Source organism: Tenacibaculum mesophilum, from assembly GCF_003867075.1.
Taxonomy (GTDB): Bacteria; Bacteroidota; Bacteroidia; order Flavobacteriales; family Flavobacteriaceae; genus Polaribacter; species Polaribacter mesophilus.
Genome location: NZ_CP032544.1, coordinates 2,690,532 through 2,712,448, shown reverse-complemented (window position 1 = coordinate 2,712,448; position 21,917 = coordinate 2,690,532). Strand labels below are relative to the sequence as shown.

The following is a 21,917-nucleotide window of genomic DNA, read 5'->3' as shown; positions in this document are numbered from 1 at the left end:
TTTAGGTATTTGTTATCATACTAACTGGTTGTATCATTTCTTCTGGCTTAGGTTTTTTCCAATGTTCTCCCCAAATACTCTTTGCCAAATTTTCAACTGTTATTGCTGCATCTTTCTCATTGTTTGCATGGTATTTATCATACAGTTTTTCGCACACTAAAAAAAAAGTTGTGTAACGTAACATTGTTTTATCCAACTCTTTTACCGTTTCAAAACAGTTGTTAAGTAACTTGTAGGCTTCTTTACTGTTAAATTGTTTTACTGATAATTCGGAAGCTAACCTGATTGATTCTATATAAGTTGGATATACTTGATAGCTTTTAGCTGTTTCTGCTGTTTTTAAATAGTATTCAATAGCTTCACTTTTATTTCTTTTTACATGGTAAGTGGCTGCTGTAAAATTGTATCCCTGAATTAATAAACTCTCACAAACTGTATCGTCTTGAGCAATTCCATCATAGCAAACTGTTAAAGCGTTTTTAAATTTAACCAATGCTTTATCGTACTTTTTAAGCTGAAAGTATGCACTACCATAAGTAATAAGCACCGTTGCCTCTAAACTTTTACTGGCTGCTTCTTTAGCTACTTCAATACCTTTATTTCCCCACAATTCAACTCCACGTATGTTTTCTTTTTGAAGCTCTTCAAATATGTTTAAAAGACAGGTATTTATAGCTATTCCTGGTTCATGAGCATCTCCAGAAGAAGCTACTATTTCTTTCATAGCCTGAAACATCTTTAAATTGGCTTCTATACTTACTTCTTTTACCTCGTTTGGTATATACCTAAAAGCTTTACTATCTTTATAATCTACAACCATTATTTGTAAATTATCTGGAAGCTTTTCAGTTAAAGACAACACCCAATTTCCCCATTGTTTTCCTAATTGTTTTAAATTTTGAGGTAATAAAACTAGCACCAACCTAGCATTATTAGAAATAGCTTGTGCAAAAGAACTCATACACTCCAAGAACTCTTGTTCTCTATTCTTTACAGCTGTATTCTCATAAGGCTGACTTTGCCATTGTGGTAAAAGTTTTTTAGGAACTTCATCTCTATACTGTTTATTATTCCATGTGTCAATCCAAGCATTTTTTAGGTTTAAAGCAAAAGATTCCTCTTTGTTATCGAAAAAAGGTATTGTAAACGGGAAAAAGAATTCTGACAAAACTCCATGTTCTCCCGATTCTAACAACACAAAAGCTTCTAGCATTCTATACTCATTTTCTTCAATCAGCCATCTTACCAGTTTTGTATCTTCTTTTACTTTTCTAAACCATTTTGTTTGTAGTTGTGTAATTCTATGTGTTATAGCATTATTCTCCTGCATAGCTAATTAATTTAGTTTAAGCTTAGCTTAACATTTCCTTTTACACTAGTATTCATTCCTTGAATATCTACACTTTTCCCTTCTACACTATATTTACTCGACTTAGTTTCTTGTGTTTTAGATTCTATTTTAAGGTTCGATTTTGTTTTTATTTCTACTAAATCACTTCCCTCTTGTACTATTTTCTTAGAGTTTACAGAAACTTCGTCTTTACCATCTATAGTTACAGATTTACTAGCTTCTATTTTAATTTCTTCTGAACTTAGCGTTATACTTTTAGGTGCACTAATGCTAATGGTTTCATCTCCATTCAATGTAACCGTGCTTCCACTTGGATCACTAACTGTTATTTTTCCTTTTCCTTCATCATCATTAAACGTTATGGTACTTCCACTACGAGTTGTAATCCTTTTTATTTTATTGTTATCACTTCCTCCTGCTCCTGTTTTTCCATTAAAAAAACTTCCCATTACAAATGGACGATTAGGAGTATTATACCTAAACCCTATCATTACTTGATCTCCTTCTTCTGGAACAAAAACAAACCCTCTATTAACATTCACTTGATCACTTTTACCACCATCGGGAGTTAGTACTGGTATCCAACTAGATTTCATATTATCTACTTGCCACTGGAATTTTACTTGAACTCTTCCTTTATTCTCTGGATCTTTGTTGGATACGACTGTAGCTAGCTGTGGTTCAGCAATTGGGAAATTAACTTCAAAATTGGTAGGTAAAACTTCTACACTAGAAGCTATTGCGGTAAAACTATTTTCATATCCATCTTTAAAGGCTTCATGCTCTATTTCAGTTATAATATACTCTCCATAAGGCTTCTGCTCTTTTGCTCCCTCTCCATCTTTAAACCCTGTTGCTAAAACTTTAATTATAGATCCTACAGTTAAACTTTGTTTGTTTGATTTACCTTTAATTACATGACTATTTGCCATTTTTGAAGATCGTAAAGCTTCTATCGCTTTTTCTATTTTAGATTTGTCGTTAAAAACACCATTTAAATGTTGATTAGACGCTAATTTAAACACGTCTTTAGACGCTTTAAATGAATGAGCTCCTAATTCGTTAAGACCTTTTACATTTCCTTTTACTTTTTCTGAATGTTTTTCATCTAATAAACTGTTATAGGAAAATGCACTAAAATTATTTGGTTTTGTTTCAATACCTATATGTAAAGAAGGTAAATCTTTTCCATAAATAAGCTCTATAGCTGCTTTTTGAGAAGAAGGCTTGCCAAATAATAGTTTTTGACCATCGTAATATAACCATTCATTATATTGTTTTGCTAAACGTTTAATTAGTGTATAATGACTTTCGTTATACTGACATTCATATTCTATCTCTTCTTTAAAAACTGGGGTTACCTCAGCTTTAACACTAGCTTGCTCTGTTACATCTTTTATTATGGTAGATAACTCTTTTTTTAACCAAGACTGCAAGTGTTTACCTGCCTCTAACAAAATGGTTTTTGAATAGCCTGATACATGCAACCTACTCTCAAACCCATTGTTATGTACTAACTCTATATTAGTTATTACTCCTGAAAAGCTATAATCTTCAAAAACAATCATCATATCTTTTCCTAGCCATTTTTTAGAAGCATCTATTGTATGTGTTCCTAACTTTTCAATAACTTGATAATCTAATTCAACACAGAAAAAGTGATGATTATATATTTGTTGCGCCAAGCTTATTGATTCATAATAATCAATAAACTGCCCGTCTATACTAATTTTAGTATCAAATTTTTTCATAATTTATTTTTTTTATTCGTAAAAGGCAAAATCTTTAACATTACCTTTCTTTTTTAATAAAGACGTTAAACTTTTTTTTACTCTAACCATCTCCTCATTAGTAACACTATGATTATCTGAACTAATCCTATAAATACGATTATCATATGTTACCCATATCCAATTTATTGTATTGAATTTTATTTCTTTTTCTCTGTACTTTTTTAGATTATTAAAAACTGTGTGTGCATCGCTAATTTTATCAAAATCCCATTCTTCAATACTTATACACAAATCATTGTATTCTTGTTTTTCTTTTAACGATAAAACAGAAAGCGTTTTTAAACTTTTAACTTTTAAAAAAGACGTGTTTTCAAAACTTCGTGCTAATTCTTCTAAAAAAACTTTAGGATATTTTTTATAAATCTTTTTTTGAGATTCAGTAACCTCACAAAGATTAAAATCATCTTTTAGCTCCTTAAACAATTCATTAAGATAGCTATTGTCTTCTTTCAATTCAGAAAACACTGTATAATACTTGTTGTCTTTCTTTTGACCTAACGATGATGTACTTTTACATGCAAACAAGAAAAACAATAAGATATATATGTAACTATATGATTTTTGAAAAATCATTTATTAAGGTATTAGTTTTAGTATCGGTCTAGTAGCTTTTTTATAAATAACTTTTGCCAATTTATTCAAACTAACTTCTTCTTCACTACTACACTTTGTAATTTGCTTAATTAAAGTATTGAATCTTTCCCATTCTCCAACTCCACATATTTCAACACAACCTATTGAACCAAAACCCGCTAAAGGGTTAGCAGGACCTCTATGTATAAAAAAGCCTGAATAAACTCTCCAAGCCATTTCTCGCATTGTAGTTATATAACTCCACTGCAGTGTATATTCTTGATTATCTTGAAGACCTACAACATGCGCTGCTTTAAGTTTTGTACGTTTTACACCAAACCTAATAGCTTTAAATTCATGTGTTTTTTGAGTTTCAAGATTTTTTACATACACTTTATATAAAGGAACCTCATATCTTTTTTTATCAGGACGATAAGGATAACTAGTGATTCTAGCTAATCCTTCTTTTTCATTTGTAACAACTATCTCTACCTTTTTCATATAGCTTAGGTATTAAAAAAGGCAATGCCTAAGTTTAAAACTTAGGCATTGTTTTATATTAAGCTACTGGCCAACGATTGTCTAAGTTAGCGTTACCAATTAATAATTCTTCAGCTGAGAAAGTAACTGTTAATTTCATTGGAATTTCGTTGTTTACATCTAAATCTTCTTTGAAATAAACGATATAAGCGTTTTTAAACTCCACTTCTTTCATTTTTGAATCTTCTTCTGTTTTCTTGAAAACAATTTTTCCATCTACAGACTTAAATTGGCTATTCACCATTGCCTCGATAACAGAAGTATCTGATGTAGATTCAATAGTTAAAGTAACTCTTCCTCCGTTTACACTTGAAGATGGTTTACCTTTTGTGTCTGTGTTTCTGTTTAAGCTGTACTCAGCTTGTAATACGTCGAATTCTTTTCCTGCGAATTCGAAACTTGCTCTAAATGATCCCATAGTTTCTTTTTTTTGGGTTGAATAATTAATTTAAAACACTTTTAGAGCTTTCTCAATAAAAAAAGAGAAAGCTTTAAACAATATAAAACCTTCTCTTTTTTTATTTTTTGGCGCCATTCTATAAGAAGAAAGAAGATAACAAATATTGCCTTGTGTCGTAACAAATATAAAACTAAATAACTAACTTCCAAACGTTTCATTTAAAAAAATAATTGTTTTTTAGTAATTTTAATATAAAAACTAGTTTTAAAGACATATTATTTTCCTCTATTTTTGCACTATGCAGCTCCCTAATAAACTTAATAAAAAACTCAATCAACGAAAAATAAATAACGCTTTAAGAAACCTCGGTAAAGAGAATTCTTTTGTCGATTTTTCTTCCAATGATTATTTAGGATTTGCTAAATCAGAGATGATCTTTGATAAAACACATCAGTTTTTAGTTGATAACAATCATAAGGTTAACGGAGCTACAGGATCTCGCTTACTTTCTGGAAATCACAAACTATATACAATAGTTGAAAAACAGCTAGCTAAACTTCATAATTCTGAAACTGCTTTAGTTTTCAACTCTGGTTACGATGCTAACATCGGTTTTTTTGCTTCGGTACCTCAACGTGGTGATATTATTTTGTTTGATGAACTTATTCATGCTTCTATAAGAGATGGAATTCAATTATCTAATGCAAAATCTTTTAAGTTCAAACATAATGACACAAAAGATTTAGAAGAAAAAATACTTCGGTTTACTCAGAATAACGATTCAGAAATTTATGTGATTACCGAATCTATTTTTTCTATGGATGGTGACTCTCCTGACTTGACAGCAATGTCACAAATTATCAAAAAATATACAAATGTACATTTTGTTGTAGATGAAGCACATGCTTTGGGGGTATTTGATTTTGGGCTCATTCAAAAATTACATTTAGAAGATGTGGTTTTTGCCCGAATTATTACCTTCGGAAAAGGTTTAGGCTGTCATGGAGCAGCCATTTTGGGAAGCAAGCAACTACAACAGTATCTTATTAATTTTTCTCGTAGTTTTATTTACACTACTGGTTTACCGCCACATGCCCTAGCTACAATAAAAATTGCTTACGACGAATTAATTATTAGCGATTCTAAAGCACAACTTCAACAAAACATTCAACATTTTATTTCAGAATCCAATAGGTTGCGATTAAACTTCATTCAAAGTACTTCTGCCATTCATTGCTGTATTATCTCTGGCAATGAACATGTAAAAAATATGGCTTTGCAATTACAACAACATGGTTTTGAAGTAAAGCCTATTCTATCCCCTACCGTCCCTACAAACCAAGAACGATTACGTTTTTGTTTACACGCTTATAATTCTAAAAAAGAAATTACAAATGTTTTAGAGAACCTTGCTACTTTTGTTTAAAAAATACAATGCAAGATAATTATACCATTTTAGCTGTATTTGAATACTCTACTGAGGCACAAGTTGTAAAGGCTAAATTAGATTCAGAAGGTATTAGAACCATGTTAATGGATGAAAAAACAATTGATTCTGATCCTTTAATTAGTCAAGTCATTGGTGGAGTTAAGCTATTGGTACACAATAATGATTTAAAAAAAGCTGCTACTGTTTATAACGAAATAAGAACTTACGTAAAGGATGAAGAAGGAAACGACATTCATTGTCCAAAATGTAATTCTACAAAAATATTAGTTGCCGATTTACAACGTAAAAACATCTTTTTTATGCTCTTTCCTTTTTTTGAAAGTAAGAAATTCATCTGCAACGATTGTAAAACAATTTTTAAATGAAAAAATATTTTATCACAGGAATCTCTACAGAAGTAGGAAAAACCGTTGCTGCTGCTATTGTCACAGAAGCTTTGCAAGCAGATTATTGGAAACCTATTCAGTCAGGTGACCTAGAACATTCTGATACTCATAAGGTAGAAAAACTAATTTCTAACTCAACCACTGTTTTTCATCCAAACGCATATGCGCTACAAACACCAATGAGTCCACACGCATCCGCAGAAATTGATGGAGTGACTATTGAAATTGACAACATAAAAGAACCTTCGACTAAAAATAATTTAGTTATTGAAGGGGCTGGCGGATTGTTAGTTCCTCTTAATGATAAAAACACCTTGTTAGACATTATCAAACCTGATTATAAAGTTGTTGTTGTGTCTCGTCATTATTTGGGAAGTATCAATCACACCCTATTAACAGTTAACTTATTAAAAGAAAAAGGATTTGAAGTATCATTGATTTTTTCAGGAAACGAACATAAAACAACGGAAGACATTATCAAAAAAATGACAGATGTTCCTGTAATTGGACGGATTGAAGAAGAACCTTATTTCGATAAGAATGTGATTAAAGAATACGCTGAATTATTTAAAAGTAATTTATAAATGAAACCTGTTACCGCAAAACATCTTTGGTCTTTTCCTTTAATTTTTGGTTTTTTAGGAGGAGTTATAGGGCTGGTTTTGCGTTATGCTTTTACAGGAAGCATTGCTAACTTTCCGTTTAAGTTTGTATTGCACTCCCATTCTCACATTATGTTATTGGGTTTTGTTTTCAATGCTTTAATTCTACTCCTTTTTACAAGGTTTACGAATGGAATTGATAACACTTCTTATCGATTATATCTTGCTTTACAGGTTTGTGTTGCCATTTTGTTAGTAGGGTTTATTATCCAAGGGTATGCATTGGTTACTATTACATTCTCTACCTTACACTTGTGGATTAGTTACTGGTTGGTAATTAGACTATGGAAACGATTAATTGGTAAAAAATCAACTTTAACATTAATAAAAGTAGGAATTATCTTTCATTTTATTTCTTCCATTGGTCCGTATGCACTTGGACCTTTAATGGCAATGAAAATGCAAAGTTCCCCTTGGTATCAACAAGCTATTTTTTTCTACTTACACTTTCAGTATTTCGGTTCCTTTTTTCTTTGGATGCTTGCCATTCTTTTTCAAAGAACAACTGTTGAGCTATCAAAAAAACAAACCATCTTAATTATTAGTGCTCTTGTACTATTATATACACACTCATTAAAGTATAGTTTTAATCATCTGGCTATTCAAATTATAGGAGGTATTGGCTCAATAATTTTGACACTATTTTTCCTAAAACTAAAGAAATCATTTTCAAAGCAAAAGCTTACATACCAATTGTTTTTTGGGATACTACTATTTATCGGAATTATGAATTGCTTTGGCAGTATTCCTTACTTTTCTAACTTAGTTATAACGAATAGGTTTATGCTCATAGCTTGGTTACATTTACTATTTTTAGGAATGTACCTGCCTTTTATTTGGATGGAATTGGAAACAAAACCCCATACAAGCACCTGGATTGTTTACACCTTTTTCTTACTCACTTCAGAAGCTTTTTTAGTTTTTCCTGCATTTTTTTCTGAATTGTTTTCAACCTCAATTATGTGGCTACTGTTTATTGCCTATTTCGGAGTGGTTTTATGTATTTCTATTGTACATTTGACAGCTCTTTTTCAAAAGAACGAAACCTATGAACTTACAAGAACGCGATAAAAAACATTTGTGGCATCCGCTAAAACAACATCAAACACATCCAAACAGTTTGGGAATTGTAAAAGCCAAAGGATGCATGCTAACCGACGAACACGGTAACGAATATATTGATGCTATTTCATCTTGGTATACCTGTATGTTTGGGCATTGTAATGATTACATTACAAGTCGCGTATATGAACAAATGCAAACATTAGATCAAATAATGTTTAGTGATTTCACCCATGAACCCGCCGTAAAATTATCAGAAGAATTGATTAAAATTCTTCCTGAAAATCAAAATAGAATCTTTTTTAATGATAATGGATCTACTGCTGTAGAAGCGGGAATTAAAATGGCATTACAATACTATTTTAACAAAGGTGAAAAGCGTACTACCTTTATTGCTTTTGAAGATGGTTTTCATGGAGATACCTTCGGAGCGATGTCTGTTTCTGGATTATCAGTATACAATGGCCCATTTGAAGATTTTTTAATGGATATTCAACGTATTCCTGTGCCAAACGGTGAAAATAATGAAACTATCGAACAAAAATTGCAACAGATTATTTCAGAACATAATGTTGCCGGATTCATATACGAGCCTTTAGTTCAAGGAGCAGCTGGAATGAAAATTCATAAAGCAGAAAATTTAAATAACATCTTAGCAATTTGCAAAGAAAATAACATTTTAACTATTGCTGATGAAGTAATGACTGGTTTTGGAAAAACTGGTAATCATTTTGCTTCTGATGAAGTCGCTACCAAACCAGACATCATATGCTTAAGTAAAGCATTGACCGCTGGATTGGTTCCTATGTCAATTACTTCATGTACCGAAGAAATTTATAGGGCTTTTTTAGATAATGATATTGCCAAAGGTTTTTTCCACTGCCATACCTATTCTGCAAATCCAATAGCTTGTAGTGCTGCATTGGCTAGTATTGAGTTATTACAAACCAAAGAGATTCAGGACAACATCCAATTTATTGAAAACTCTAATATCTCTTTTTCCGAAAAGATAGAAAATCACCCAAAAGTGAACACAACAAGATGTAAAGGTGTCATTTTGGCGATTGATTTAAACACCAATTCTGGTCGTTATGGAACGCTTCGAGACCAACTTTTAAAGTCTTTTATGGATGAAGGCGTTTTCTTACGTCCGTTAGGAAACACTATTTACATTCAACCACCTTACGTAATTACGAAAGAGCAACTTGAAAAAATATATACAACTATTGAAAAAGTTCTAGATAGTCTCTAGAACTTTTTCCTTTTCTAATAAATTAATCTCTTCTTGAGTTTCTTTAATATGAACGTATAAATCTTCGTAAACCCATTCTCCATCTATCTTAATTCCTCTAACAATAAGAGTTCCTTCTCCTTTATCTCCTCTTATCGGAATAGAAAAATCTACATTTCCATCGTCATTGGTAAGAGAAATATTTCCTGATGGAATTCCATATTTTTCAATAGGTTGACCTAAGTTTTCAATAACCAACTCGTTTTTAGATGCCTGCTCAATAGCATATTCAACAGGAGTAGAACTTGTCATTATTTTCGACACTCCAAAAAATGCTGCACCTACACCTAAAACAATCAATAAAATAAACCCTAAACATCCTGTTAATGGTATAAACCACAACCAATTTCTTCCAAACCAACTTTTTTGACGTTGCTCACTCATAACTTCAATAATTTTATCCCAAGATAAATATTTTTATTTTCTTTAGAATACTTGATTTTACTTTTATTTTTGCTGAAATTTTATCGTGTTGAAAGAACTTATCTCTATAACATCATTTGCATCTGTTTCAGCCTTGGGAAGCACTACTGAAAAAATTTGGAAAAACTATCTAAATAAGCAACATTTTTTAAGCTCTAAAGAATTTGAAGATTCTAAAGCATGGGTAGCACAATTGACTGATGAGGATAAACACGCTATTGAGGAGGTTCAAAATTCAGATAATAAATATAAAAATTTAGACCCATCTGTTTTATACACGTTGTTTGTTGCTAGAAAAGCAATGGAACAAACAGACTGGAAATCTTCGGATAACTTTGGAATTAACATTGGTTCTTCTCGCGGTGCTACTTCTTTGTTTGAAAAATATCACAAAGAGTTTTTAGCTACAGGAAAATCATCTACCTTAAGCTCTCCAACTACCACTTTAGGGAATATTTCTTCTTGGATTGCGCATGATTTACAGAGTAACGGACCAGAGATTTCACATTCTATTACTTGTTCTACTGGCTTGCATTCGTTACTTAATGGAGTGGCTTGGTTACAATCGGGAATGTCAGAGAAATTTATGATTGGCGCTAGCGAAGCTTCACTAACTGATTTTACCATCGCTCAAATGCAAGCATTAAAAGTATATTCTAAAGAAAATGATGAATATCCATGTAAGGCTTTTGACCTCAACAAAACCAAAAACACCATGGTATTGGGAGAAGGTGCTTCTGTATTTTGTTTAGAGAGTGGAAGTAAAGAAAATGCTATCGCTTTTATTGAAGGGGTTGGATATGCTACTGAAGTTTTGAAACACAATACTTCTGTAACAACAGATGCAGAATGTTTTCAAAAATCAATGAAAATGGCTTTAGGAACAATTTCTCCAGATGAAATTGACGCTATTGTAATGCATGCTCCTGGAACTATTAAAGGAGATCAATCGGAAATTAATGCGATTCAAAAAGTATTTTCTAACAAAGTACCTTTTTTAACTACCAATAAATGGAAAATCGGTCATACGTTTGGTGCTTCTGGCTTGTTAAGTTTAGAATTAGCCGTACTAATGCTACAACACCAACAAGTTATTGAAGTTCCCTTTGCTGAACCTCAACACACTCCAAAAAAACTCAATAAAATACTGGTAAACGCTGTTGGTTTTGGAGGAAATGCGGTTTCTATTTTAATCACAACGAAGAACACTTAAAAACAATCGATAAGAGAGATTCTCTTGACAAAGAAAAATAAGAGTCATAAAATTCCGCTTTCGAAGCGGAATTTTTTATTTTTACCACCACAAACAACTCGAATTTATGACTGAAATTAGACACGATTGGACGAAAGAGGAAATTCTAGAAGTATACAATAAGCCTTTAATGGAGCTTTTGTACGAGGCTTCAACTATGCATAGAAAATATCACGACCCAAATACAGTACAGGTAAGTACCTTAATTTCTATAAAAACTGGTGGGTGTTCTGAGGACTGTGGGTATTGTCCGCAGGCAGCACGTTATCATACCAATGTTGAGGGAAATGATTTGATGACTGTAAACCAAGTTAAGGCACAAGCTTTACGTGCCAAAGAAGGTGGATCATCAAGAGTTTGTATGGGTGCAGCTTGGAGAAACGTAAAAGACGGACCAGAATTTGACCAAGTGTTAGAAATGGTACGTACTATTAACAAACTAGACATGGAGGTTTGCTGTACCTTAGGTATGGTTACCGAAAATCAAGCAAAACGTTTAGCGGAAGCTGGTTTGTATGCTTATAACCACAATATTGATACTTCAGAAGATTATTACGATGATGTAATTTCTACACGTGCTTTTAAAGATAGAGTAGACACTATTGAAAATGTACGTAAAACAAATGTAACTGTTTGCTCAGGAGGTATTATTGGTATGGGAGAATCTTTAGAAGACAGAGCTGGAATGCTTGAAACTTTAACTCGCTTCTCTCCACACCCAGAATCTGTACCTATCAATGCATTAGTTGCTGTTGAGGGAACTCCGTTAGAAGAGCAACCTCCTGTAAACATTTTTGAAATGGTTCGTATGGTAGCTACTGCTCGTATTGTATTACCAGATTCACAAGTACGTTTATCAGCAGGTAGAACGCAAATGAGTAGAGAAGGTCAAGCAATGTGTTTCTTTGCTGGTGCAAACTCAATTTTTGCAGGAGACAAATTATTAACTACTCCAAATCCTGATATTAATGAAGACATGAAAATGTTTGAAGATTTAGGTTTAAATACACAAAAGCCTTTCTTTAAGCATGAACAAAGAGAATCTGTTGAAGCAGAAAACTCACAATACCAATCGTTAGGTGAAAAACCAAAATGGACAAGACCAGACCATAAAATTGAGCGTAACGAACAAAAGAAGCAAGAGGCTAAAGAAATAAGAGCCTAACATCAAATAAGAAATAACCGTTGAATTAAATTTAACGGTTATTTTTTTATCATTTTCACAAACAGCTCCATACCTTTTCTTCCTCCTGATGAATTGTAACAAGGTTCCATACTTCCTGTAAAATAGGGTGCGAAGTATTTTTCATATTCATTTTTATTCCCTCCAAAAGGTGGATGGTCTTCATTTAGTACTGCATCAAACAGCAAACCAACTAGTTTACCTTTATTAGTTAGTAATTCATGTGCTTTTTGTGCATACTTTAGTCTTAACCCTGGATTGATAGCGCAGAAAAAAGTCTGTTCTATAATCAAATCAAAAGTGCCTTTTAATTCAAAAAAATCAGCATGAATTAAATTTTCCTTTGGGAAGTTAGGAACTCTTTTTTGAATTCTTTTTAACGGTGTTGAAGCAATATCTACTACAAAAACATTCTTAAATCCTTTATTAAATAAACACTCCGCCTCGTATGAGTTTCCTCCTCCAGGTATTAAAACCTGAATACTTTTATCTTCTAATTGATCAACATATTCTTTTAACGGGTTGGATATCTTTCCTAAATCCCATCCTGTTTTATTATGTAAGTACTTATTATTCCAAAATGTTTCTGACAACTCTATCATTTCTTCTTACTTTTATTTTTACAAATTTAAAAATAAAGCTTCTTTAATTTAACTACTGTTAAGATGATAACTTAATATCAAAAAAAGCGATGCTTAAACATCGCTTTTTTTACTAGAAGTCAAACCCTATGTAAAATTGCCAGACTCTATTTTTGGGTTTGTCTTCATCGTAAATATCATTCAATCCTAAATGGTACCTTACTCCTAAACTTACTCCACTATTTGTTTTAAAACCTCCACCAAAATTTAATCCCCAATCAAAATTCCTAGGATCAAACTCTTTTGAGGTATCATACAGAATAAAGCCACTATCAAAGGTTTCTTTATGTGCTATTGAAAGTCCTATTTGAGGTCCTGCCTCTAAAAAAAAGTTTTCAGAAGGATACAGTTTTACCATTAAAGGAAGATTTATATAATCTAGCTCTTGCTTATAAGTACCTCCTCCATCTATAATTTTATACCCTTGTTGTGAGTATAATAGTTCCAATTGAAGTGAAACACTATTTCCTATAAATGACTCTCCATAAAAACCTAAATGAAATCCATGTAGCTGCTCTGTTTCCGAATCTCCATTAAAACTCACTGCAGACAAGTTATATCCTCCTTTAATACCAGCTTTGGACTTTTTACTACTATCTTGTGCAACTATAGATGCACTAATCATTGTTATAAATACTATTACTAACTGAATTTTTTTCATCTTTTATTGATTTAATTTTACGATCTACTTTCCACCATTAGCTTGTAAATCTGCTATACATTGGCTATCTAATGTTGGAATTTTATTTGATGAGAATACGTTTCCAATACCATGACTAGTTTCTGCTGCCCAATACATTAAACAACTTTCTTCGTTACAATGTTTTGGATGATCTGCATCTTCATGGTCTGTTTGTAAAGGGGTTCCTAAATTTGTAAGTCCTAAAATATGTCCGAATTCATGATGGATTACACTAGACTCTAATAAGCTTCTTTCTGGCTCAAATGTTCCATTACTTAGTTCTCTAATAGTTTCTTCAAAAATTACAAACGATGTATTATAATATGCAGTGCCTAAAACAAAAGAAGAATCGGAATCTTTTGAAGATTTACCATTTATAAACAATGCCCAAACCGTTATGGTATTTTGTGTGTTATAATAAGTTCTATGCTCGTTTTCAATCGTTACAATATCATTGATTGTATATACTTCTTTTCCTATAGTAGGTATTGATTTCGTATATAATTCTACACCGTTTGGTTTGAAAGTTCTTTCTTTAATAAAGTTTTTAAAGTTATTCTTTGCCTCTTCAGTTGGTTCAAATCCTTCAACATAAGCTAACTCTACAATCATTTTTTTATAAACATTGTCTGATAATAACTCATTTGCTGATGCTCCCGTAGGTTTTCTATTCTCTTTTGCAACCTCAACACCATCATTAATTATTGGTTCACTTTCTTTGGAACATCCCCAAATCAAAACACTGAATAGTAAAACTGTAAAAAACTTTTTTCTCATTATTCTTTCTTTATCTTACTTACGTAATTTGAATATCATTGGTTTTTTAAAACTTTAGGCTACTACTAGCGTAGCCATAAAGTTCCAAAATCAACTAGCTTAAAATATTTTTTCTTTATATCTTTTTAAATGTTAATGTTATTGAAGTATCTGTTGTACTTTGTAATGTAAGTAAAGTGCTTGTATAAGTAGTTACAATCCATTCATTACCTAAAGCGCTTACAACAGTTCCCGCTTCAAACTCAACTTCTAAAAGGACTCTTGTATCTGATTCTACATCATATTCTCCTTCGATATTTTCTAAAGTTGTGTTTACTATATTTCTTGCTATTAATTTCCCTTCATTTGTAAATTCTATAGTATATGCAGCATATTCGTCAGCTTTTTCTACTCCTGCCTGAATAAAGCTTTCTACCTTAAATTTAGCTTTACTGATAATGGTTTCTAACTCGTCGGCTGCTACTTCTGCTGCTTCCTCTTCTTCTTCATAAGAGGTACACTCTTCAATAGCGTCTTCAAATTCAGAATCACTATTAACTTTCACAGAACTGCCGTTATTTAAAGTTATAGTTATTGGATACTTAACAGAGAATAATTCGCTTGAATCTAAGCTATCTACAAAGTTGTACAATTGTTTTTCCGATTCAATTACAACAGTACCTGTTTGTTCTAAATTAACATCATAAGTTAGCATTGATATTGGAAATTCTATTTTTGCACAAGAGATAGCATCTTCCATTTCATCTGATGCTTCATCACATTTTCTATTTAATTCTTCCAATTCTGTTTGCGAAGTTATAGTTACTTCTGTATAGTTATTTAACTTTACTGTTATTGGAAAATTAAAAACTACGGTATCATCATCATCATTAAACTCGTCCATTATTTCAAGAACTAAACTATAGTCTAGTTCATTTATAATAGTTACTTCTTTACCATTTACAGTTGCTGTCACTGGAAACAATAACTCAGCACATGAATTTCCATCTAAAAAATCATCTTCTGATCCATCGTTCATACCTGTTCTTTTATACTTCTTTGCCGTTTCAGAAGTAGGTGCATTTGCATTTGGATTTGTTCCTACCTGTTCGTTTTCTTCAGATTGACATGAAGTAAAAATTGTTAAAGTAACTAGTGCTAGTATGCTTATTAATTTTATTGTTTTCATCTTAATAAATTTTAATTTTTTAAACATTTGTTTTTTGAGCTCTTTCTGTCCTTTAGAAAACTATAAATCGTTTTACCCTACCTTTGTTTTCGATTTTTTTTCTATTTTAACTCTATAAAAGCATTCATATGACTAAAAAATCACTGTGTAATGAGGAAGACTTTAATGCGTTTTACAAATCTAATATTCAATTCGTTACTAACTTCTCATCTTATAAATCTAACGATAAAGATACTGCCCTAGATTTAATACAAGAAGCTTTTTTAAAAATGTGGGAAAAATGTTCAGAAATATCATATGAAAAGGCAAAATCGTACTTATTTACTAGTGTAAACAACCTTTTTTTAAACAAATTAAAGCATGAAAAAGTTGTTTTAAATTATGCTAAAAGCGCTCCGTATTTGGATATAAATAATCAAAGTCCGGAATATTTATTAGAAGAAGAAGAGTTTAAAAACAAACTAAAAAATGCTATTGAAAATTTAACAGAGGCTGAACGAGAGGTTTTTTTAATGAATAGAATAGACGGTAAAAAATATCGAGAAATTGCTGAGTTACTAAATATCTCGCAAAAAGCTGTTGAAAAAAGGATGTCTTCAGCATTAAAAAAATTGAGATCAAAAATAGAATTATTGTAAGGGTAGGGAAATTTACTTCTTTATTGTCTAAAAGTTAGTTAAGCACAAAATGAAAGATGAACAATACATATTAAAATGGTTAAACGGAGAAATCTCCGATGAAGAACTGTTTCTATTAAAACAAGATAAAAACTTTAAAAATCTTGAAAAAATAGCGCATTATTCTTCTCACATAGAAACTCCTAAAGTGGATATTGAAAAGGCTTTTAAAGAATTTGAATTGAAAAAAGCTACTACTAAAAAAAGTAAGGTTGTTCCATTAAACTACAAGAACTTTTATAAATATGCTGCCGCAGTTATTGTTTTACTAGTTTCTTCTTATTTCTTACTTTTCAATAATTCAGTAAACTTTAGTACGCAATATGCAGAAACAAAAACCTTTAACTTACCAGATGAATCTGAAGTGATTTTAAATACAAATTCCACTGTATCTTTCAACAAAAAGGATTGGAAAAACAGCAGAGACATACAACTTAAAGGAGAAGCTTTTTTTAAAGTTAAAAAGGGAAAATCTTTTACCGTTAATACTTCTGTTGGAAAAGTTACTGTTTTAGGGACCCAATTTAACGTTAAAGAAAGAAAGAATTATTTTGAAGTAAAAACCTACGAAGGTTTAGTTAGTGTAGACTATAACAACTCATTAATTAAATTAGCTAAGGGAAAAATATTTAAAGTTGTAAATGGTAAAATTGACACTTTAAATACTTTTAATATTAATAATAAATCTTGGTTACAAGATGAGTCTAATTTTAAAAGTACTCCTTTACAATTTGTGCTAGACGATATACAAAACCAATATGGTTATGTTATAAAAACTAAGGATGTTAATTTAGAACAACTTTATACTGGTGGTTTTACCCATAAAGACATAAATGTAGCTTTGCAAGCAGTTACAATTCCTTTACAGTTATCATATAAAATAGAAGAAAAAAACATTACTATTTACAAGAATGGTCAATAAAAAAACTACTTTTTTATTTCTCTTCCTATTTTCCTTTGCTATCAAAGCACAGGACATTATTACCAAAAATTTACTGAAAGATGTCTTAGTTGAAATTGAAAAAAAACATCAGGTAACTTTTACGTATTCCGATAAGGATTTAGAAAGTGTATACATTGACAAACCTGATGATAGTTTATCATTATCTGAAACTATAAACTACTTAGAATCTGTTACTATCTTTAATTTTAAAATTTTAGATAATCGGTTTATTACTGTATCGTACTTAAAAAAGAAAATTCCTATTTGTGGAAAAATAGTAGACAGTAATACACTTGAACCATTGGTTTTAGCTACCATCTTAGTTAATAATACTAGTAATGGAACTACATCTAATACTAACGGTGAATTCAACATCAACTCAGTTCCTGCAAATGCAAACATTACTATTTCTTACATTGGATACAAACCTATTATACTACCAGCCAAAGATTTATTCTCTCAAAACTTGTGTAAAGAAATATATCTAGAAAGTTTGTCAGAAGAGTTATCAGAAGTAATTATTCCTAACTTTTTAACTACTGGTCTCCAAAAGAACATCGATGGAGGTACCGTTTTAAAAACTAAAAATTTCGGAATTCTTCCAGGGTTAATAGAACCAGACATTTTAAAAACGATTAAAGTACTTCCTGGTGTAGAAAGTGTGAATGAAAGTGTATCGAACATTAATGTGCGAGGTGGAACAAACGATCAAAACTTAATGCTTTGGGATGGAATTAAGATGTACCACACTAGTCATTTTTTTGGTTTAATTTCTGCATATAACCCATATTTAACAGAAAAAGCTACAGTGACCAAAAATGGTACTAGTACAAAGTTTAGCGATGGTGTTTCCAGTACCGTAAACATGCAAACCAACAACAAAATTACTAACACATTCTCTGGAGGTGCTGGTTTTAATTTGCTAAGTGCAGACGCTTTTTTACAGGCTCCTATAACTAAAAAACTCGAAATTCATGCTTCAGCAAGGAGGTCTTATACCGATTTTTTTGATACCCCAACCTACGACAAATATTTTAGTAGAAGCTTTCAAGAAAACTCTATAGCTTCCAATAAAGAAAGTGAAGCCTCTACTGATTTCTACTTCTATGATTACTCTTTTAAAGTGTTATATGACATCAATAAAAATCATTCATTAAGAGCTAATTTAATAAGTATAAAAAATAACTTAGAATACACAGAAGAATATACAAACAATGGTTCAACAGTAGAAGAAAACAGTAATTTAAAACAAGAGAATCTTGGAGCTAATATTAGTTGGAATGCCAATTGGTCGCCCAAATTTTCTACAGAACTCTCTACTTTTATTTCTGATTATACAATAAATTCATCAGACTTTAACAGAGAAACTGATCAATTTCAAACTCAATTTAACAAGGTTTTAGAGTCTGAAATTAGGCTTATTACTAATCATCATTTTTCAGATGTTTTTCAACTTACAAACGGTGCTGTTTTTAATGAAATAGGTGTTTCTAACAAAACAACAGTTAATGCTCCTACATTTTCTAAATCTGTAAAAGAAGTTTTACTTAAATCTGCTCTTTTTTCTGAGGTAGTTTATCGTAAGAATAACACTTATGCTAGAGTAGGTTTTCGTGCTAATTATTTTCATGATTTTAATAAACTTATCATAGAACCAAGGATTAACTTAAGACAACAACTTTATAATAGTCTATTTTTAAAATTAGAAGGAGAGTTTAAAAATCAAACAACTGCACAGAAGATAGATTTTCAAGACAACTTTTTAGGTATAGAAAAAAGAAGATGGATTTTGGCTGACAATGATAAAACGCCTATTATTAAAAGTAAACAAGTATCTTTTGGAGCAGAGTATTCAAAAAATAACTTACAAATAGATCTTACTGGTTTTTATAAATTTGTTGATGGTATAACTGTTGCCAATCAAGGTTTTTATAACAATGTTCAAACACTAAACTCTATAGGAAACTATAAGGTAAAAGGTATTGAATTTTTAATTAATAAAAGAACAAAAAAACTTAGTAGTTGGTTAAGCTACACCTTTACGGAAAATAATTATACATTTGAAACTTTTACTCCTGATACTTTTCCTAGTAGTTTAGATATCACACACTCTTTTAGTAGTGCCATTAACTATAACATTACCAATAATTTTAAGCTCTCTTTAGGTGCTATTCTACGTTCGGGAACTCCATACACAAAACCTGTAAAAGACAATGAAACCATTCAAGACGGTAATAGAGTTATTGTAAATTATGATACTCCAAATAAAGAAAGGCATTCTAATTTCTTCAGAATTAATGCTTCTGGAAGCTATAACTTTAATTTCACAAAAAATCTAAAATCAACTATAAGAGTTGGTTTCACTAATATTAGCAACAGAAAAAATATAATAAACACCTATTATATTGTTGATGAAAATAATACAGATAATGTAAAAGAAATAAATACGTATTCTTTACCATTCACCCCCAACCTTAGCTTTAGAATTAACTTCTAAGATTATTAATTATAAACTTCATTTAATTTTTAACATTATTCACTTCAAAAAACATCGTAACATTTTCTTAACTTTGCTCCTCTAAAAATTGAATGTATGGGATTACAGTTGCAACAAATAGACAGAGTAGAAACCATTACTAAAGAAGACTTTATTAAAAATTACTTCAAGCCTCAAAAACCTGTGGTTATTGAGCGTTTTATTGAAGATTGGCCAGCTTATAATAAATGGTCTTTAGATTATATGAAGCAGATAGCAGGAGATAAGACTGTTCCGTTATATGATGACAGGCCTGTAGATTATAAAGATGGTTTTAATGAACCTCACGCAACAATGAAAATGAGTGAATATGTAGATTTACTAAAACGCGAACCTACTAAGTTTAGAATTTTCTTATGGAATATTTTAAAGGAAGTACCTCAGTTACAAAAAGATTTTACCTTTCCTGATTTTGGTTTACGTTTAATGAAGGGCTTACCAATGCTGTTTTTTGGTGGGCGTGATTCGTATACATTCATGCATTATGATATTGATTTAGCCAATATCTTTCACTTTCATTTTGAAGGGAAAAAGAAATGTATTTTGTTTGATCAAAAGCAAAATAAATTCCTGTATAAGATTCCTCACTCATTAATAACCCGTGAAGATATTGATTTTAACGAACCAGATTTTGAAAAATGGCCTGCGCTTAAAAATGCCAAAGGACATGTTGCAGAGCTTGAGCACGGGAACGTTTTGTATATGCCTGAAGGATATTGGCATTATATGCGTTATGTAACACCTGGTTTTTCAATGAGTTTACGTGCTATTGCTCGTAATCCTAAAAACTTAGGAAAAGCTATTTATAATGTTTTTGTTATGCGTACTATAGATAATATTATGCGCCGCATTAAAGGACAAAAATGGATTGATTGGAAAAATGAGCAAGCTATAATTAGAACAAATAAAGCTAATAAGATTGTATAAATCTCTTATAAACTATGTAAACTTTTACAAGCGTTTATCTATATATATCAATTTAGTTTTACAAAAAATTTATTGAAGAGTTATTTCTACAGCTTAAATACTCTAAAAATGATATTTTTAGTAAAAATCATAAAACTTACTTAAAAAAATAGAAACATAGACATCAAGAAGTCTTAATAGCTTCACTACATCTTTTTATACTTACTCGTATTTAAATAGTTCCAAATTGAATGTTATTGTGTTTTTTATTGTATTGGATGTTATTTGGTTAAACACACCTTGATATTTTGTCATCCCAAAACTTAATTAAAAAAACTTAAAGAGAGCCTTAAAGGAATAAGCTCTCATTTTTCACAAATGATGTAGTAATAAGAAAATCTAAGCTGTTAATAAAACACTAAAAACAATGTTTAACGTATTATACGCTGTGGAACTAAACTAAGTAACCATTATGCCTATTTAAATAACCCTTTAAAAGGGCTATAAAGCAGTTTTAACGACTTCTTTTTATTGGCCCTGTAAAATCGTCAATATTATCTTTTACTTCGTTTACTTCTCTATTTATATCTTTAACAAAGTCTGTATCTATACCTTGTTTTTTGGCACTGTCATTAATCTCTCTTTTTATATCATTCGTAGCGTCTTTAATTTGACGCATACCCTTTCCTAACCCTCTGGCTATTTCAGGAATTTTATCTGCACCAAATAACATAACCACTATTAATAAGATTACAAAAATCTCAGGTCCACCAATAAATAAAAATATTCCATTCATTACTGCAAAGATAATTAATTTAAGCTTCTTATATTTTTTTGAATTAAAAAAAAGCAACCAAAACTTGGTTGCTTTTAATTGTATAATGATAAAAGTAATTTTTTAGTCTGCTAAAATAATTACTTTATTATCTTTCATTTCAATAGTACCAGATTTTATTTTCATAATTAAAATCTTATCATCTTCTGGTAGTCTTTCTATACTTCCATGTAAATCATCAAAAACTAGGTGCTCTTGAGTATGGACGTGCACTTTAATTTTACCTTGACTTAAAATAGATACTACTGGTGCGTGGTTATCTAATATTTGGAACTCTCCATTTATACCCGGAACTGCTACAGAATCAACTTCTGATGAAAATAAGATAGCTTCTGGTGTTACAATTTCTAAATACATATTTTAATGCTTTAGGCTTTAAGCTTTTG

General features: G+C 30.9%; 23 protein-coding genes. 11 read left to right on the top strand and 12 right to left on the bottom strand.

Translation table 11 applies throughout. The features are described from left to right. Nucleotide 1: 1 nt before the first annotated feature. The 5 genes from D6200_RS12205 to tssD are packed head-to-tail and all read right to left on the bottom strand — an operon-like array spanning nucleotide 2 to nucleotide 4,675. Nucleotides 2-1,330, bottom strand: a complete 1,329-nt coding sequence (locus D6200_RS12205) for a tetratricopeptide repeat protein (protein ID WP_073182187.1) — start codon at nucleotides 1,328-1,330, stop codon at nucleotides 2-4. A gap of 11 nt (nucleotides 1,331-1,341) precedes the next feature. Next, a complete protein-coding gene (locus D6200_RS12200) occupies nucleotides 1,342-3,102 on the bottom strand; it encodes a type VI secretion system Vgr family protein (protein WP_083574775.1) in 1,761 nt (586 codons plus the stop codon). A gap of 12 nt (nucleotides 3,103-3,114) precedes the next feature. Next, nucleotides 3,115-3,717, bottom strand: coding sequence for a hypothetical protein (locus D6200_RS12195; RefSeq protein ID WP_125064422.1), 603 nt, complete (start codon nucleotides 3,715-3,717; stop codon nucleotides 3,115-3,117). Nucleotides 3,718-3,720: 3 nt separating this feature from the next. Then, nucleotides 3,721-4,218 (bottom strand): hypothetical protein, encoded by a 498-nt coding sequence (locus tag D6200_RS12190; protein WP_047790808.1) that lies wholly within the window; start codon nucleotides 4,216-4,218, stop codon nucleotides 3,721-3,723. Nucleotides 4,219-4,276: 58 nt separating this feature from the next. Then, nucleotides 4,277-4,675, bottom strand: a complete 399-nt coding sequence (gene tssD, locus D6200_RS12185; RefSeq protein ID WP_073182189.1) for a type VI secretion system tube protein TssD — start codon at nucleotides 4,673-4,675, stop codon at nucleotides 4,277-4,279. A 280-nt stretch (nucleotides 4,676-4,955) separates the two neighbouring features. Here tssD and D6200_RS12180 point away from each other — a divergent pair, with 280 nt between their 5' ends. The 5 genes from D6200_RS12180 to bioA are packed head-to-tail and all read left to right on the top strand — an operon-like array spanning nucleotide 4,956 to nucleotide 9,469. After that, the gene (locus D6200_RS12180) at nucleotides 4,956-6,083 is read left to right on the top strand and encodes an aminotransferase class I/II-fold pyridoxal phosphate-dependent enzyme (RefSeq protein WP_073182190.1); all 1,128 of its coding nucleotides are present in this window, start codon (nucleotides 4,956-4,958) and stop codon (nucleotides 6,081-6,083) included. An 8-nt stretch (nucleotides 6,084-6,091) separates the two neighbouring features. Beyond that, complete coding sequence (locus D6200_RS12175) at nucleotides 6,092-6,472, top strand: putative signal transducing protein (protein WP_073182191.1); 381 nt, start codon at nucleotides 6,092-6,094, stop codon at nucleotides 6,470-6,472. After that, nucleotides 6,469-7,077 carry a dethiobiotin synthase gene (bioD, locus tag D6200_RS12170; protein WP_047790665.1) on the top strand — a complete coding sequence of 203 codons (609 nt, stop codon included), beginning with the start codon at nucleotides 6,469-6,471 and terminating at the stop codon, nucleotides 7,075-7,077. Before D6200_RS12175 ends, bioD begins: the two co-directional genes overlap by 4 nt. Beyond that, nucleotides 7,078-8,226, top strand: coding sequence for a hypothetical protein (locus D6200_RS12165; RefSeq protein WP_073182192.1), 1,149 nt, complete (start codon nucleotides 7,078-7,080; stop codon nucleotides 8,224-8,226). Beyond that, nucleotides 8,204-9,469: an adenosylmethionine--8-amino-7-oxononanoate transaminase gene (gene bioA / locus D6200_RS12160; RefSeq protein ID WP_073182193.1), complete on the top strand. Its 1,266-nt coding sequence runs from the start codon at nucleotides 8,204-8,206 to the stop codon at nucleotides 9,467-9,469. The genes D6200_RS12165 and bioA overlap by 23 nt, the downstream gene beginning before the upstream one ends. On the opposite strand, the gene D6200_RS12155 is transcribed toward bioA, so the two are convergent. Continuing rightward, nucleotides 9,455-9,892 carry a cytochrome c oxidase assembly factor Coa1 family protein gene (locus D6200_RS12155; RefSeq protein ID WP_047790668.1) on the bottom strand — a complete coding sequence of 146 codons (438 nt, stop codon included), beginning with the start codon at nucleotides 9,890-9,892 and terminating at the stop codon, nucleotides 9,455-9,457. The two genes, bioA and D6200_RS12155, sit on opposite strands and share 15 nt — an antisense overlap. An 88-nt stretch (nucleotides 9,893-9,980) precedes the next feature. On the opposite strand from D6200_RS12155, the gene D6200_RS12150 reads away from it, so the two are divergent. Both D6200_RS12150 and bioB read left to right on the top strand, forming a co-directional pair. Next, nucleotides 9,981-11,144 carry a beta-ketoacyl synthase N-terminal-like domain-containing protein gene (locus tag D6200_RS12150; RefSeq protein ID WP_073182194.1) on the top strand — a complete coding sequence of 388 codons (1,164 nt, stop codon included), beginning with the start codon at nucleotides 9,981-9,983 and terminating at the stop codon, nucleotides 11,142-11,144. A 106-nt stretch (nucleotides 11,145-11,250) separates the two neighbouring features. Then, nucleotides 11,251-12,348 carry a biotin synthase BioB gene (bioB, locus tag D6200_RS12145; protein ID WP_073182195.1) on the top strand — a complete coding sequence of 366 codons (1,098 nt, stop codon included), beginning with the start codon at nucleotides 11,251-11,253 and terminating at the stop codon, nucleotides 12,346-12,348. Nucleotides 12,349-12,386: 38 nt separating this feature from the next. Here bioB and D6200_RS12140 read toward each other — a convergent pair whose 3' ends face one another. From D6200_RS12140 to D6200_RS12125, 4 genes are all read right to left on the bottom strand, one after another. Continuing rightward, nucleotides 12,387-12,968 carry a class I SAM-dependent methyltransferase gene (locus D6200_RS12140; RefSeq protein WP_125064421.1) on the bottom strand — a complete coding sequence of 194 codons (582 nt, stop codon included), beginning with the start codon at nucleotides 12,966-12,968 and terminating at the stop codon, nucleotides 12,387-12,389. Between the two features lie 112 nt (nucleotides 12,969-13,080). Next, nucleotides 13,081-13,668: a porin family protein gene (locus tag D6200_RS12135; protein ID WP_073182196.1), complete on the bottom strand. Its 588-nt coding sequence runs from the start codon at nucleotides 13,666-13,668 to the stop codon at nucleotides 13,081-13,083. Nucleotides 13,669-13,692: 24 nt separating this feature from the next. Beyond that, entirely contained in the window at nucleotides 13,693-14,466 is a 774-nt protein-coding gene (locus D6200_RS12130) for a membrane metalloprotease (RefSeq protein ID WP_073182197.1), read from the bottom strand. Nucleotides 14,467-14,581: 115 nt separating this feature from the next. Further along, nucleotides 14,582-15,634: a hypothetical protein gene (locus D6200_RS12125; protein WP_073182701.1), complete on the bottom strand. Its 1,053-nt coding sequence runs from the start codon at nucleotides 15,632-15,634 to the stop codon at nucleotides 14,582-14,584. Between the two features lie 128 nt (nucleotides 15,635-15,762). On the opposite strand from D6200_RS12125, the gene D6200_RS12120 reads away from it, so the two are divergent. The 4 genes from D6200_RS12120 (at nucleotide 15,763) to D6200_RS12105 (ending at nucleotide 20,717) form a co-directional block, all read left to right on the top strand. Beyond that, on the top strand, nucleotides 15,763-16,272 hold the full coding sequence (locus tag D6200_RS12120) for an RNA polymerase sigma factor (RefSeq protein WP_047790673.1): 510 nt from the start codon (nucleotides 15,763-15,765) through the stop codon (nucleotides 16,270-16,272). Nucleotides 16,273-16,321: 49 nt separating this feature from the next. Next, the gene (locus D6200_RS12115; protein WP_073182198.1) at nucleotides 16,322-17,233 is read left to right on the top strand and encodes a FecR family protein; all 912 of its coding nucleotides are present in this window, start codon (nucleotides 16,322-16,324) and stop codon (nucleotides 17,231-17,233) included. After that, nucleotides 17,223-19,751 carry a TonB-dependent receptor gene (locus tag D6200_RS12110; RefSeq protein ID WP_073182199.1) on the top strand — a complete coding sequence of 843 codons (2,529 nt, stop codon included), beginning with the start codon at nucleotides 17,223-17,225 and terminating at the stop codon, nucleotides 19,749-19,751. Before D6200_RS12115 ends, D6200_RS12110 begins: the two co-directional genes overlap by 11 nt. A 96-nt stretch (nucleotides 19,752-19,847) precedes the next feature. After that, a complete protein-coding gene (locus D6200_RS12105; protein WP_073182200.1) occupies nucleotides 19,848-20,717 on the top strand; it encodes a cupin-like domain-containing protein in 870 nt (289 codons plus the stop codon). 493 nt (nucleotides 20,718-21,210) lie between these two features. On the opposite strand, the gene D6200_RS12100 is transcribed toward D6200_RS12105, so the two are convergent. Beyond that, nucleotides 21,211-21,492, bottom strand: a complete 282-nt coding sequence (locus D6200_RS12100; RefSeq protein ID WP_047790677.1) for a Sec-independent protein translocase subunit TatA/TatB — start codon at nucleotides 21,490-21,492, stop codon at nucleotides 21,211-21,213. A gap of 102 nt (nucleotides 21,493-21,594) precedes the next feature. After that, nucleotides 21,595-21,888: a F0F1 ATP synthase subunit epsilon gene (locus tag D6200_RS12095; protein ID WP_047790678.1), complete on the bottom strand. Its 294-nt coding sequence runs from the start codon at nucleotides 21,886-21,888 to the stop codon at nucleotides 21,595-21,597. Between the last annotated feature and the right edge of the window lie 29 nt (nucleotides 21,889-21,917).